Origin of the sequence: Maribacter aurantiacus, from assembly GCF_005780245.1 — a bacterium.
In the GTDB taxonomy this organism is placed as follows: Bacteria; Bacteroidota; Bacteroidia; order Flavobacteriales; family Flavobacteriaceae; genus Maribacter; species Maribacter flavus.
The window spans coordinates 1015693-1030329 of record NZ_VBUK01000001.1 but is presented as its reverse complement, the minus strand read 5'-3'; the positions used below and the strand labels follow the sequence as shown (position 1 = coordinate 1030329).

General features: G+C 39.6%; 13 protein-coding genes. 11 read left to right on the top strand and 2 right to left on the bottom strand.

The window, feature by feature from the left end:
- Window positions 1-48: 48 nt before the first annotated feature.
- On the bottom strand, window positions 49-2085 hold the full coding sequence (locus FEK29_RS04380) for a helix-turn-helix domain-containing protein (RefSeq protein WP_240042659.1): 2037 nt from the start codon (window positions 2083-2085) through the stop codon (window positions 49-51).
- Between the two features lie 252 nt (window positions 2086-2337).
- Between FEK29_RS04380 and FEK29_RS04375 the strand changes: the two genes are divergently transcribed.
- From FEK29_RS04375 to FEK29_RS04325, 11 genes are all read left to right on the top strand, one after another.
- Window positions 2338-2943 (top strand): hypothetical protein, encoded by a 606-nt coding sequence (locus tag FEK29_RS04375; RefSeq protein WP_138257153.1) that lies wholly within the window; start codon window positions 2338-2340, stop codon window positions 2941-2943.
- Between the two features lie 29 nt (window positions 2944-2972).
- On the top strand, window positions 2973-3563 hold the full coding sequence (locus FEK29_RS04370) for a hypothetical protein (RefSeq protein WP_138257152.1): 591 nt from the start codon (window positions 2973-2975) through the stop codon (window positions 3561-3563).
- A complete protein-coding gene (locus FEK29_RS04365; RefSeq protein WP_240042658.1) occupies window positions 3560-4255 on the top strand; it encodes a DUF4386 domain-containing protein in 696 nt (231 codons plus the stop codon). Before FEK29_RS04370 ends, FEK29_RS04365 begins: the two co-directional genes overlap by 4 nt.
- Before the next feature lie 167 nt (window positions 4256-4422).
- Complete coding sequence (locus FEK29_RS04360) at window positions 4423-5187, top strand: DUF6090 family protein (RefSeq protein WP_138257151.1); 765 nt, start codon at window positions 4423-4425, stop codon at window positions 5185-5187.
- A 108-nt stretch (window positions 5188-5295) separates the two neighbouring features.
- The gene (locus tag FEK29_RS04355) at window positions 5296-6159 is read left to right on the top strand and encodes an alpha/beta hydrolase (RefSeq protein WP_138257150.1); all 864 of its coding nucleotides are present in this window, start codon (window positions 5296-5298) and stop codon (window positions 6157-6159) included.
- Window positions 6160-6529: 370 nt separating this feature from the next.
- On the top strand, window positions 6530-7123 hold the full coding sequence (locus FEK29_RS04350; RefSeq protein WP_138257149.1) for an ankyrin repeat domain-containing protein: 594 nt from the start codon (window positions 6530-6532) through the stop codon (window positions 7121-7123).
- Between the two features lie 19 nt (window positions 7124-7142).
- Window positions 7143-8279: an acyltransferase family protein gene (locus FEK29_RS04345; protein WP_138257148.1), complete on the top strand. Its 1137-nt coding sequence runs from the start codon at window positions 7143-7145 to the stop codon at window positions 8277-8279.
- A gap of 15 nt (window positions 8280-8294) precedes the next feature.
- Window positions 8295-9332, top strand: coding sequence for a serine hydrolase domain-containing protein (locus FEK29_RS04340; RefSeq protein ID WP_138257147.1), 1038 nt, complete (start codon window positions 8295-8297; stop codon window positions 9330-9332).
- A 10-nt stretch (window positions 9333-9342) separates the two neighbouring features.
- Complete coding sequence (locus tag FEK29_RS04335) at window positions 9343-9768, top strand: hypothetical protein (RefSeq protein ID WP_138257146.1); 426 nt, start codon at window positions 9343-9345, stop codon at window positions 9766-9768.
- 192 nt (window positions 9769-9960) lie between these two features.
- A complete protein-coding gene (locus FEK29_RS04330) occupies window positions 9961-10596 on the top strand; it encodes a transglutaminase-like domain-containing protein (protein ID WP_138257145.1) in 636 nt (211 codons plus the stop codon).
- A 106-nt stretch (window positions 10597-10702) separates the two neighbouring features.
- Complete coding sequence (locus FEK29_RS04325; protein WP_205123386.1) at window positions 10703-13567, top strand: PQQ-dependent sugar dehydrogenase; 2865 nt, start codon at window positions 10703-10705, stop codon at window positions 13565-13567.
- A gap of 58 nt (window positions 13568-13625) precedes the next feature.
- Here FEK29_RS04325 and FEK29_RS04320 read toward each other — a convergent pair whose 3' ends face one another.
- Window positions 13626-14528, bottom strand: coding sequence for a helix-turn-helix domain-containing protein (locus FEK29_RS04320; protein WP_138257144.1), 903 nt, complete (start codon window positions 14526-14528; stop codon window positions 13626-13628).
- Window positions 14529-14637 lie beyond the last annotated feature (109 nt).

The window sequence follows — 14637 nt, the reverse complement described above, 5'->3', positions numbered from 1 at the left end:
AATTCAGATGCACATTATTGATCTCCTAAAATAGGATTTCAGATTTAACTAAAGTAGACCTTCGCTTTCTAAGGTTTTTTTGAGTTTTGACTGGTTATCCCAAAATCGATCTTTTATCTTTTGCATAATGACTTGAAAATCAGAATGATTTTTCAGTGGTTGAATCAGTGGTTCATCTTCAATTAATAAAAACCAATAGAGATAATTCTCTGCTTTGGAAAATATTCTAAGCTCTTCGACTGCCTCATTGATCTTACCTTCATAAGCGTATTTCCAAACGAGATTTACACTTTTATAAGTTGATTGATCCCCTTCGCAGTATTCAGAGAAATCATTAAACAGTTTCTCAGCTTCCTTGTCCAACCCCATCTCTTTATAGACCTGTGCGATTTTGACGTTTTCCTGCTGATAAATATCCAGTCCATTTGCTTCCCTGGCTTCCACAAATTTTTTAAAATAGGAATAGGCACTGTCATAATTTTCCTCAATGTAGTACAACTTCCCTATGTCCTGTAAAATATCCAGACGGGTAGTATCCTTCTTCCATTCGTTTAAAAGTAAATTCCTTGTACGCTTAATATTACCATCTTTGGCAAATAGAATAAATGCCTTTAAGTGCGGAGCAAAGTAGTTTTCAGCATTATAATCCAGCGACTTGTTGATATATTTCAAGGCTTCATCTGGAAATCCTGACGATACAAGGGCATTGCTTAGCTGTAAATACGTGTAGCTCTGGGTAATGGAATCACTCGCAACGGTAAGCTGAACCCCTTTTAAGGCATATTCCAGGTATTTATTGGTATTGGGAAGCATATGTGAGTAAAATTCCGCCAGCATTTGTACCGCCAGCGATGAATTAGGATTATACTCCAATGCCTTATCAAGATGTGGCAAGGCCAAATGGTACTCCTTTGTTTGTATATAGTAGAAGGCCTTGGCGACCAAACTTTCGGCAGATTTTGAATCATATAGCAAGGCCTTATCCGCAAAGCTGTTTATCTTTTCGGTGTACTGTTTCTCAAGTTGCGACATTTCGAGCAGATAGTATGAAATAGCGATGTTGGCATAGGCCAGGGCAAACTCCGGATCCTGCTCTATGGCTTTTTCAAATAATGCAATGGCCTCTTCCAACCCTTCATTAGTGCGCGAATAATAAGGATCCAATGCTTGTAGATAGTAATCATAGGCCAATAGATTGTCAGTTGGTATTTTTTCAATCTGCTCCAATTCGGCCGGTGTCACGATAGCTTCAATGGCATCTGCGATTTTCTTGGCCACATCGTTTTGCAATTCAAAAATGTCCTCAACTTCACGACTGTACTGTTCGGACCATATAGGCGTGTCCGTTGTTGCATCTATCAATTGTACATTTAGCAAAACGGTATTTCCAACTCGTTGACCACTACCCTCTACCAAATAGTTCACATGGAGTTCCTGTGCAATCTCCTGCACATTTTTTTGGGTTCTTCTATATTTTTCGACGGAAGTTCTACTGATAACCCTCAAATCCTCAATTTTTTGAAGATTGTTCAGCGCCGATTCCATAAGCCCGTTTACAAAATAAAGGTTAGTAGAATCACTACTCTCATTATTAAAGGGAAGCACAGCAATGGATTTCTCCAATATCACCGATTGATTTTGCTCTTTTTTGGAAATAAAAAAATAAGCGGCCATGATTAGCAAAACTCCAACAATGGCAACAACCGGCCAAAAATAACGCCGTTGCCGACCGGTATCTTGTTGTGGGGGCAAGGACAACTCTGTCTCTTTATGTATTTCCCCTGGAGAAAAACCATATTGTTCCCTAAAGCATTTTATAAAGTATGAGGTACTTCCAAAACCTACTTGATACGAAACCTCGGATACCGTTGAATCGGATTCGTTTAACAAGTTCATGGCCTCTTCCAATCTAATTTTACGTATAAATTGACTTGCAGATAATTGGGTTTCCTTTTTTATTTTCCGAAGCAAATTGGACCTGCTCATGTGCATGGCATCCGCCAGTTCGGATACCCCAAATTGTTCATTAGATAGGTTTTTGAGAATTATGTCCCTTGCTTCTTCTAAAAAGGTTGACCTGTTCACAGATTGGATACAATACTTGTTTTTACTGCCCCTAAATTAGAAAAAATGTAGGGAACCAAGGTATTTCCTTGAATCGCCTATCATCACAGGCCAAACACCATATTGCGTCATATTTTATACCGTTGCGCCATAGTTTTTATACCCTCCTGAAACTTGATATGTTCTTCCGCATAACTAGTAAACCTTGCATCACAGCCTCATCGACCTTTGTAATATCAAAGAAATCATATAAAAACCTTTAAAAATTTATGCATGAAAACAATCAAAAAACAAATTATGTTAAGAATGGCCATTACTGCCCTTACCTTAATTACTACAATTTCTTATGCTCAGAAGAATTCAGCTTCTCATAACAATTTTACCAGAGATGGCTTTATGTTCGAATTTGGCCTTGGAGGTGGTGTTATTAGTATTGAAGATAGTGGTGGACTCCGAAACTTTGATGATAGTCAAGGTGGTGGTACTTTTCCGGAATTAAAGTTTGGTTACATGTTGAATAATAGTTTGGCGATTACCATTTCTTTACCTGGAATGATTTACACGCTTGATGAAAATGATAGGGACTTTGGTGGTATAATACCTTCTGTTCAGTATTGGATAAAGGATAGATGGTGGGTACATGGCGGCGCTGGTTTAGCCATAGATTCTCCTGCTCTCTACGATATCAAGGAAAATGTTAATGACGATTGGAATACAGGTATAGCGGCAATGGTTAGTACGGGTTATGAAGTCTACAGAAAAAACAAATTTGCATTAAATGTGCAATCCAAACTGCTTGTTGGTGGTGTAAAGCTAAACAATGACATTGACAGAGAGGTTGTGCAATTTAGTTTGGGAATTGGTTTTAGCTGGTTTTAATTAATAAGGAGTTTTAAAAAGTAAAGAAAATGAAAAGTCTATTTGTAATACCATTGGCATTAATGATTCTTTGTGCCTGCAATGACCAATACAATACAAAAACCGAACAACCAACACCGGCTGATTATACGGCAGGTGAAAAATGGATCTGGAAATACAAGGGTGTGACTACTGAAGGAGAAGTACGCTCAGAAGGAACAGATACAAGGGTAGTCGTAAGTTATGATGGAGTTTTAGGAATGACTATCGGTAAAGATACCATTCCAATTGCAGAAATTGCTAAACCAGATGACAGTGAAACACCAAAGTACGACTGGCCTCTTGAAATTGGCAAAAAGTGGAAATATGAGAATAATTGGACTAGTCAGGATGGAACTACCGGAAATCAAAGTCAAACTGCCGAAGTACTATCATTCAAAGAAGAAACAGTGGAAGCTGGAACTTTTATGGCATACACCATTAAATATTCTGGCAAGACTACCAATTCCAGGGGTTACAATGCAAATGAAACAGAAGTTTGGTTGTATGCTCCTGCCGTGAAAAATTTCATAAAACTAACCCAAGACCAAGGTGAATTTCACTACGTAGAGGAATTAATCGAATACTCAAAACCTAAATGAAAGCAAAAATGATTGTAAATAATGAACAAACACGTATGATTAAGATAGCGAGAACAACCGGTATATGGTATTTAATGATGGCTATTACAGGAATTCTAGGATTTATGGTCTTTCATTCTCAAATATTCGTATCCGGTAATCCTGAACAAACGCTATCGAATTTGGTAGCATTGGAATCGACTGCAAGAATTAGGTTACTGTTAGAGTTTGCTATCGTACTATCACAGGCACTCACCGCTGTTTGGTTTTTCAAATTATTTAAGGACAATTATGAATGGGAAGCTTGGACGCTAGGTATATGGGGCATGGTGAATGCCATAGCCATAATGATAAGTGCAATTTCAATAGCCTCAGCAATAGGTATTGCAAATTCCGATATGAGTATTACGGAAGACAAAGTTCTACTAATTCAGATACTTCAACATATGATTTCAAATGCTTGGGGAATTGGTGGTCTATTTTTTGGGCTTTGGTTATTTCCAATGGGATACATTGTTATTAAGTCAAAAAGGTTGCCTATCTGGTTAGGAAGAGTTCTTATTTTAGGAGGTATAGGCTACCTGATTAGCACTGTTATACGCTACGCAGGAATTGATTTTAGCTTCAATAGATTTCTTATGCTACCCGCAACCATTGGAGAATTCTGGATGATAGGATATTTACTAATTTTTGGAATAAGGCCAATCAACTAGAAAAATTAAACTAAAATGGCATATAACATTGGTTAAAAAACAAACGGTTGAAAGTTTTAAGTAAAGATTGTGACATTCGACAAAAATCAGTTCTCGGATGAAAGATTTACGGTTCTAAAACCGCACTTTTCTTACTAGAGACCATTGCGGCTAATTTGAGTTAACCTATGAAATTATTTAGAAAAATTCGGCATAGGTTAATATTAGACAATAAGAAAACGCAGTATCTGAAGTATGCGTTAGGCGAAATCGTTCTAGTAGTCATTGGAATTTTAATTGCCATACAGATAAACAATTGGAACCAGTCAATTAAGGATAAGGATTCCTTACATGAATATTTGACTAAAATTAAAACTCATACGGCTGAATATATAGAACAACTAGCAGGATTAACAAAAGGTCGAAAACAAGTTGCAGATATCTGTAAAGAAGCCCGCAATAGCATTTTAAATAAGACCGAAAAAGAAAATCTTTTTTTATTCAAAGTAAGTGGGGCTGCTTTTGCCGATTTCTATTTCAAACCAAATTCAGGGGGGTATGAATCTTTGAAAAACTCTGGTTTTTATGGAAAAATAAATAATACCAAACTTGATTCACTATTGGCTAAATATCATGGTTTAGTGGATATCATAGCGGAAAATGAGCGAAATTACAATCAATATGCCGTGTACCAAGAAAATTATCTCGATTCGCAATTCGATAGGTCACTTATGTTGGCTTCTGCGTTTATGCCATTGGATTCCTTAGCAACCAAAGCCACACCTCTATCTGAATATGACGAAGCATTTATCGAGTTTACAGCAGAACCTGCTTATAGAAATGTTATAAGTCTAGCTGCGTGGCAGTTTGATACGATGATTGAACAATATAGCGAGTTAACAGAACTAGGACATCTCATAATAGAAGAAATTAATACGACAACCGGTGACTAAAAAAGAAAATATAATCCTAAAAAAATGGGATACTGGCCACAAATTGAATACAATCTGTTGAATTATAAAAAACAACAACTGTATTGATGTAGCAGCCTACAAAAAATCATGAAGACACTCTTCAAAACAGAACAAGGAAAACAAGCTATTTTAAGTCTATATGATGAAAAGCTAAAGGAACTCAAAATTGCGCATAAATTTCTGAAGGTGAATACATCTTTTGGCGAAACAAACGTAATTGCAACTGGCAATTCAACTAATCCACCAATAATTTTGGTGCATGGCTCAAATGGCTGTGCACCAATAGCTTTAGAAACGTATCCAAACTTACATAAAACACATCGAGTATATTCTATTGATGTTCTGGCTCAACCAAATAAAAGTGCTGGCACCCGTTTGAGTATGAAAGATGATTCTTATGGAAAATGGATGATTGAACTAATCCAAAATCTAAATTTAGACTCAGTAGCAATGGCAGGTTTCTCCTTTGGCGGATTAGTGATTTTGAAAACGCTTGAATACAATGAAAGTAGGATTACCGGAGTCTATTTGTCCGCCCCAGCTTACATCGTAAATGGCAATCCATTAATAGCATTGTTCAAAATTTTCATTCCGATAAAACGATACATAAAGACTAAAAAACCAAAATACATTGAGAAGTTTTTAACGGAACTATTCACCGAAAGGGATGAATTTGCTTTCAAATTCCTATCAAAAGTGTTTTTGGAGTTTGACATGGACTTCACACCAGTACCCGTGATTGATGCTAAGAATGCTGCCAATATTAAAACGCCGATTACAATTTTTGCTGCCCAGCATGATATTATTTTTCCCGGTAAGAAAATGCTAAAAAGAGCAAAAAGGATTTTTCCATCCTTGACATTGGATAATTTACTAATTGATTCAAAACACGTTCAGAGCGAAAACCAAAACCGAATCATAGAAGAAGTAATAATTAAAAATCCAATTTAATTTACTTTGACCTATGCCTTTCTGGACGTACAGTATGGCTTGACCATTAGCATCGTATTAATTCAATTGGCGCTCAAACGAAAGAAACATTTAAATCATCAATCATACCGAATGTAGCAGAAGTGAAAAAAGACACTATCCCAATAAGTGTGCAAATAGAAAATTATGGGTAATTCCAGTATTTCCTCTAATAGCTTACCACTGGGTCATAAATCCTGCATTGCGTCATAATTTATATGAATTCGCCATAGTTTTTATCCCCTCCTGAAACTTGATATATGATTCCGCATAGCTTGTAAACCTTGCTTCAAGACCTCATCGACCTTTGTATCATCAAATAAATCGATTAATAATCTTAAAACAAAAAGTCATGAAAACAAGTTCTTTCAAATCGTTTAAAAACAGAGTAGGTATCTCCGCTCTTATGTTAGTATTCTTAACAGGATGTGGCGAATCGGCCAACAAGGAAAAAGTAACAACAGCTGTTACCAATGAAAAGAGCGTCCCTAAACCTACTATGGACCTACAGACGGCCATATTATCGAATAATGCAGAAGTAGTTGAACAGCACATTGCTTCTGGAACGGACATCAACAAAAAAGACGCCATGAGTGGTTCCACACCGTTGATTACCGCAATAACTTTTGACAAGGGAAACATTGCTGCAAAACTAATAGATGCGGGAGCTGACCTGTCCCCAAAAAATAACGATGGTGCTTCTGCGTTACATGTTGCCGCCTTTTTTGGACGGGTAGAAATGGTGCAGCTTTTATTGGACGCCAATGCGGATACATCCCAACGAAATAACTTCGGAGCTACCGCTAGGGAATCTGTAATGGGTCCTTTTAAGGAAGTTAAGCCCATTTATGAAATGTTACAGCAACAGTTGGCTCCCATGGGCCTACAGTTAGATCTTGCCGAAATAGAAAAAACACGTCCAGTCATTGCAATAATGTTGCAATAGGACATTTTAATCCACTACAATGAAAACACAAAGAAGATACGACATTGATTGGTTACGGGTCATTGCTATAGGCCTACTTCTAATCTATCACATAGCGATTGTTTTTCAACCTTGGGCCATGTTCTTGGGATTTATTAGAAGTGAGAATTCATGGGAGGGTCTGTGGAAGCCCATGAACATGCTAAATGTCTGGCGCATTCCATTCTTATTCTTCGTTTCCGGTATGGGTGTTTATTTCGCTATGAAAAAACGTACTTGGAAGCAATTAGTTTGGGAACGTTCCAAAAGGATTCTTTTACCTTTTCTCTTTGGAATCGTGGCCATTACACCGCTTCACATGTATATTTTTCAAAGCTTTTACAAAATTTCCCTAAACTATTTTCCACATATGGGCCACTTATGGTTTTTAGGAAATATCTTTTGTTATGTGCTACTGCTTATGCCGTTATTTTTTCTGCTAAGAAAACTCGAGAATGGTACGTTTCAAAAAGTACTGTCCAAAGTGATGAATCATCCTTTGGGACCACTAAGCATTGCCCTTTTCTTTATGTTGGAAACGTATATACTACAACCTCAACCCTTTGCGATGTACGCCCAAACTTGGCATGGCTTCTTTTTAGGATTGCTCGCTTTCCTTTTTGGTTTTATGTTTATGTACAGCGGTACTAGTTTTTGGAAAACCGTCTTACAATGGAAATGGGGGTATTTTGGCTTGGCTGCCATATTATATGCGATTCGATATTCCGTTTTTGCCACCGAAGCACCAGGGTATTTAATGTCCCTTGAATCTATAAGTTGGATTCTATGGGTATTTGGAATGGGTTATGGCTATTTAAATAAACCTAGCAAAACGCTTATATATTTAAGTCAAGCTGCATATCCAGTCTACATTGTTCATATGTTCGCTTTGTATTTGGGAGCATTATTAATTCTACCGCTGGATATACCTGTATCCGCTAAGTTTATTATCATTACAATATTCACTATGGCGGTCTGCTTTTTAATCTTTGAATTCCTAATACGTAGAATTCCATTCGTAGGGCCTTTATTCGGATTGAAATGGGATATGAGACCAAATCCGAACAAAAAGCTACCTGAAATACAAAACACTTTCGATAACGAGAACCTTAAAACGGGAAATGAATCCCTATCTTAAAGACTTATAGTTAAAATGATGAAAAAAAAGGCTCATACTATTTTTAGAATCGTATTGCTTACGAGTACTGCAATCTCCTTGTTTTTCGTACCATGGTCTATTGTTTGGGCCTGGATAGTTCCATTACCAAATTCGGTACAGGAACAAGTGGAAGAGGCTTTGGATAGAGGGTTCGATGGCATCATAGTCTATGTGGATAAAGCCGGTGAATTACCAAAAACGTATACGGCCGGTTGGCATGATTGGGACCATACTATACCTGCACGAAAGGATGCCTTGTTTAAAATTGCGAGCGTAAGTAAGCTTTACCATGCCGTAGCAATCGCTAAATTGGCAGAAGCCAAGCAGCTATCCTTGGATAAAACCTTGGCCGATTACTTTCCAGAATTAGAGGGCAGAATCGAATATGCCGATAAAATTACCCTGCGCATGATGGTCCAGCACAGAAGTGGCATTCCCAACTACACCGATACATTTAATTATTGGGCAAACCCAAAAGAAACATCCGAAGAAAACCTAGCGTTGATCTTGGATCAACCGGCTACTTTTGAACCCGGAAAAGGCTACGAATACAGCAACACCAACTATTTGTTACTATCGGAACTGATTAAAAAAATAACCGGAGAAAGTGAGTTTCATTATTTCAAAAGGGAAATCTTAAACCCTCTAAAACTTAAAAATACCTTTGCATCTGTTAATAATGTCGATCTCGATGATGTTATGAGTGGTAGGTATGAGGGTTATAATACCGACTTAAAAACGGATGACCAAGGTATGGTCGCAACAGCGGAGGATGTGGGTATCTTTTTAAGGGCCCTAAATGACGGCACGGTATTTAACGGTGGAGAGCTTGAAATCTATGCCTCTATTTATGAATTTGACCATACCGGATTGGTACCAGGATACCAGACCATAGCTAAATATTATGAAGATATGGATGCCGTAATCGTACAATTCACCAATACCACTAATTTTAAAGGGTATAATTGGAATATTTCCGAAGTCATATATAATCGAATCGTAAAATTAGTGCGTCGTGGACATACCGAATAAAACTTTGAAGATGATTACGGCTATTGTTTTTGTTCTAATAGCGATAGTATTAGGAATCATTTTTTACCTGGACGTAGAATTTCCTACTGGGCTATCAAGCTATTTTAAAAGGGAATATTATGGTCAGTTTGGGCCTTTGGCACTATGCGTAGAATTGTTGGTCGCAGGAATTTATCTATTTACCGGTAACAAAAAGGTTAATTTTACCTTGGCCCTATTTGGTTTCTCGGTCCTGATGGATTTTCTTTTTAATGTATTTGGTGTCTTTCCAAGTATATTGCCTATGTATGCCAAAATCATGTTTCTTATTTGCGCGGCTTGGTCCTTTTGGTTGGCTTTTACAGATAGTTTTGATCTTGGACGTATTTCATTTTGGGGTGCTTTGATGAGTTTTATATTAGGTAATATTGTGGAACTATTTTTTAATTTTTGGTGAAACAAAAGATTAAATTATCACGATAGATTAAGAAAATAGTCTTATCAAAAAGTATCCCACTACCCCACGATTCCAATCGTGGGGTGAAGAAATCTGCTTGTGTAAATCTGTGGACAACCAAAAAGCGTTCGCATGGGAGCTTGCGGTCTTTGGAACCTAACTTGCTTACTTTTTTTAAATTTACGGATGCTTATGAACTACCTAAATTCGTCCTACTTCTTTGATTTTAATCACGATATCATCCAAGGTATCCTCAAGGAATCCCTTGCTGACGGACATTCCAATAGGGAAAAAGCCATTACCTTGTATACCCTTGTCAGGGATGGGTGGAAATACGACCCGTATCACATAAGCCTTTCAAAAGAGAATTATAGATCCAGTATCATAGCACAAAAACCCACCGGGAACTGCGTAGAAAAATCCATTCTATTGATATCGCTTTTACGGGGGGCCCGCATTCCGGCCAGACTGCATTTGGGCAAGGTGAAAAATCATATTGCCGTAGAGCGTTTGACCCAAAAATTTGGTTCAAACGAATTGACACCCCATGGGATGGTCAATGCCCTTCTTGATGATACCTGGCTTAAAATGTCCCCTACCTTTAACAAGTCGCTCTGCGAAAAATTCAATGTTCCCCCATTGGAGTTTGACGGTGAAAACGATTCCTTTTTACAGAAGTACAATAATTCTGGGAACTTGTTCATGGAATATACGGAAGATTATGGTCATTTTGAAGACGTTCCCTTGCATTTCATGAGAAGGAATATTGAGGAACATTACCCTCATATCTTCAAGGCAATTGAGGGTAAGACCGAGTTTAAATTATAAAACTTTCATAAATCTTTGTTAAACCAAGTGTTTACAGGTTAAACAGAAAGTGTTCCAAATACATCTTTTATTTACATTTAGTCCTTACCAACTCAATTCATAACCGATGCAAAAAGATTCAAAAAGCTGTAAAACCATGGTTTTCGCGTGGTTTAAACTCTCGTTAAGTTCCTTTGTTCTATTGGTTGCCTGCAATGAAAAACCGGTTGCGGACCTTTCAAAACCGGAAGAAAACAGGTTTACGACCACCGTTTTAACGGAACCCGGCGAATTGGACGAGCCCATGGCATTCACCTTTATTAACGATACGGAAATGCTTTTGGTAGAGCGAAAAGGAGGCGTCAAATCCTTCAATACGGATACCAGAATCGTCAAAACCGTGGGGAATGTTTCTGTGAATACCATCTACACCAACAAGGAAGGCCAGACCAGGACCGCTGAAGAAGGCTTGATGGGCATTGTCGCCCATCCGGATTTTGCGAACAATCACTGGATTTTTATGCTCTATGCAGACCCTGTTGAACCCAAACATGTTTTGGCTCGATGGGAATACAGGGATGGAAAGCTACTGGACGATACCAAAAAAGTGGTACTGGAATACCCTGCCCAACGCGAAGTATGCTGCCATACGGGGGGTGGAATGGTATTCGACAAAAATGGTAACCTGTTCATGACCATCGGTAATAATACGGCAAACCCGCCGCAAGGTACATCCAATCTGGACGAACGTCCTGGACATGAAACCTCGGACGACCAAAGAACGGCCGGAAACTCCAACGACCTACGAGGGTCTATTATCCGCATTCACCCAGAAGATGATGGTTCCTATACTATACCTGAGGGCAATCTCTTTCCGGAGGGTACGCCCAAGACCCGCCCAGAAATCTACACCATGGGGCATAGAAACCCATGGAGAATTTCCATCGATAATGAAACCGGATTTATTTATTGGGGCGAGGTAGGTCCGGATGCCTCCGAGGATTTGGACCAAGGACCCAAAGGTCATGATGAATTCAATCAGGCCAAAGGTCCAGGATTTTTCGGGTGGCCTTATTTTATTGGGGACAACAAGCCGTATGCCGACTATGACTATGAAACCGATTCCATTTACGGCTATTTTGATGTTGAAAAACCGATGAACACCTCTCCAAACAATACGGGTATTACCGAGTTGCCCCCACCACAAAAGGCATTTTTCTGGTATCCTTATGGCTATTCAGAGGAATTTCCACTATTGGGCAGTGCCGGTAGGAGCGCTACCGGTGGGCCGGTGTTCCGCCAAGCGGATTTCCCTGCATCGGACAAACGCTTCCCCGCCTATTATGAAGGCAAATGGTTGATTACGGAATTTATGCGCGGGTGGATCATTGCCGTAACGATGGATGAAAATGGGGACTATGTATCCATGGAGCCTTTTTTACCCAAAGAGAATTTCTCAAGTGCCATAGACATGCAATTTAGTCCGGATGGGGACCTGTACGTATTGGAATATGGCTCTGCATGGTTTCGAGGCAATGAAAATGCCCAGATCAAAAGAGTACAGTACAATGGAGGCAATAGGATTCCGATCATCCAGGCCAGTGCGGATAAAAAAGCAGGTGCGGTACCACTTGAACTAAATCTTTCCTCGGAAGGCACCATGGATTATGACAACGACGCGTTATCCTATCAATGGACAGTGTCCTCGGATAGTGGCTTTTCCCAAAGTCTGGATGGCCCAAATCCTAAAATCACCTTGGAAGATGCAGGTATCTATACCGTAAACCTACAAGTGACGGATAGTGAAGGTAACAGTAACGAACAGCAGTTTAAGGTGACCGCGGGTAATGAACCGCCAACCATTGAATTGGTAATTGTGGAAGGGAATCAAAGTTTCTTCTTTCCGGACAATCAGCTTACCTATACTATCAAGGTTTCGGACAAGGAAGATGGCTCCGTATCGGATGGTGGCATCAAGGAGGAAGAAGTAGCCGTCAACTTCGACTATGCACCGGAAGGTTTTGACCCCATTGAAATTGCGCAGAACCACGTGAGTACGGATGAATGGATCACCCTCTCAAAAGGAAAGGCCCTGATCGATGAAAGTGACTGTCTTTCCTGTCACCGCGTGGATATCCGCTCCATTGGGCCCAGCTATCAGGAGGTTGCGGCCAAGTACAAGAACGATATCCAGGGGCAAAAGGAAATTGCCCAACGGATTATCAGTGGTAGCGTTGGAATCTGGGGCGAGCATGCCATGAGCGCCCATCCGGACCTGAGTGAGCAAGATGCGGCATTGATCGTGGACTACATAATGGGCCTCAACGATCCGGAACAGGAAGTTAAAAGGATACCGTTATCGGGAAGCTATATCACATCTGTACCGCAAAAAGAAAATGGAAAAGGTAGCTACCTCTTGCGCGTAGCCTATACGGATAAGGGAACGGAAAAAGTGCAATCGCTCACTTCCGAAAAGATCATCGCCTTGAGAAATCCCGTCATAACCTCGGAACAATATGACGAAGCGGAGGGTACCAAGTTGTTGATAACACCTAGCAGGGCCCTGAAGATGAACAGGAACGGCGGATGGTTATCCTATAAAAACATCGATTTTACAGGTATTGCAGAAATGGTCATCAATGCGGAGGCCTCCACCCGTACCAAGGACATTGGCGGTATTATCGAAGTACATTTGGATGCCCCGGACGGACCTTTGGTCACGACCACGGAAGAAATAGCGCCGTTGGAACTGAACTTTAGGGAGGAATTACAACGCCTTAGAAGCGAGTGGGAAGCTGGAGGGAAAAAAGGCCCGGAACCCAGTTTTAGGTCCGTAATGGCCCTTGCCCAAAAAAGCATCCCGGTGGATGTGAAGGATATAAACGGTTTCCATGACCTCTATTTGGTGGTCAAGAACCCAAATGCCAAGGAAGGGGAAATGCTCATGCAGATAAATACCTTGGAGTTCAAGAAAAGTACAGAGGCTTTGTGAAGGAAAAAAGTAGATCAATAAAAAAGCAAGCTTTCCAGCTTGCTCTTTTTTTTGGTCGTTAATTTAACGACCGAAATTCCTTTGGCGAATACCCTACTTGCTGTTTGAACAAACGGCTAAAATGTTGCGGATACTTAAAGCCCAGTTCGTAGGCAATTTCACTCACCGATTTGTTTGGGTCAAAGACCTTGCTTTTTGCGACGTCAATCATTTTTGCCCGAATGTACTCTTGTGCGGACTTCCCTGTTTCCTTTTTGACCAAGTCACCAAAATAGTTGGAGGATAAATGCAACTGATCCGCAAAATATCCTACCGAAGGCAATCCATATTTTTGGGGTTTTTCAGAGGTCAAATAATCGCGAAGCAAAGAATCGAACTTGCTTAGGGAACTTTGATGCGGAACTTCTCGGGTCAAAAACTGTCGGTCGTAAAAACGAAGGCAATAATCCAATAACAGTTCAATATTGGAAACGATCAATTTTTTACTGTGTTTGTCCATATTTTGCTCCAGTTCATATTGAATTTTGTCAAGCACGCTCAAAATTAGTCCGCGCTCCCTCTCAGATAAATGAAGCGCCTCTTTAACGGAGTAGGAAAAGAAATTATATTCGTTCATTTTTCGGCCCAATTCGCTTCCTAGTAGCAAATCAGGATGAAATATCAGCGCATAACCTTTGGGAACATAGTCCGGGTCATACGTGAGCTCCACCTCTTGCCCCGGTTCCATAAACACCATAGAGCCTTCATCAAAATCGTATTGGCCGCCACCATATTTTATCTTGCAGTTTTGGGCCATTTTCAAAAAAACGGCATAGCAATCAAAGCGTAAACGATTGAAAGAATAATCTGGTTGAGAAGCAGTTTTCTCATAGTCCAAAATACCAACCAAGGGGTGATCAGGTTTGGCACTGCGCCATTTGAAATAATCTGCCACAGTTTTGATTTCAAGTATGTTTTCCACGGAATTAAATTTTAGTTAAAGATAAACGATTGGTTTACAGATAATCAAGTGAGACTACCAAAATCAGTAATACGGGTATGTATATCCGTAATTTTGGTAGTACTTGGCT

Coding starts and splice junctions, on each gene's coding strand:
- FEK29_RS04375 (WP_138257153.1), top strand. CDS start 2,338: ATGAAAACAATCAAAAAACAAATTATGTTAAGAATGGCCATTACTGCC.
- FEK29_RS04370 (WP_138257152.1), top strand. CDS start 2,973: ATGAAAAGTCTATTTGTAATACCATTGGCATTAATGATTCTTTGTGCC.
- FEK29_RS04365 (WP_240042658.1), top strand. CDS start 3,560: ATGAAAGCAAAAATGATTGTAAATAATGAACAAACACGTATGATTAAG.
- FEK29_RS04360 (WP_138257151.1), top strand. CDS start 4,423: ATGAAATTATTTAGAAAAATTCGGCATAGGTTAATATTAGACAATAAG.
- FEK29_RS04355 (WP_138257150.1), top strand. CDS start 5,296: ATGAAGACACTCTTCAAAACAGAACAAGGAAAACAAGCTATTTTAAGT.
- FEK29_RS04350 (WP_138257149.1), top strand. CDS start 6,530: ATGAAAACAAGTTCTTTCAAATCGTTTAAAAACAGAGTAGGTATCTCC.
- FEK29_RS04345 (WP_138257148.1), top strand. CDS start 7,143: ATGAAAACACAAAGAAGATACGACATTGATTGGTTACGGGTCATTGCT.
- FEK29_RS04340 (WP_138257147.1), top strand. CDS start 8,295: ATGATGAAAAAAAAGGCTCATACTATTTTTAGAATCGTATTGCTTACG.
- FEK29_RS04335 (WP_138257146.1), top strand. CDS start 9,343: ATGATTACGGCTATTGTTTTTGTTCTAATAGCGATAGTATTAGGAATC.
- FEK29_RS04330 (WP_138257145.1), top strand. CDS start 9,961: ATGAACTACCTAAATTCGTCCTACTTCTTTGATTTTAATCACGATATC.
- FEK29_RS04325 (WP_205123386.1), top strand. CDS start 10,703: ATGCAAAAAGATTCAAAAAGCTGTAAAACCATGGTTTTCGCGTGGTTT.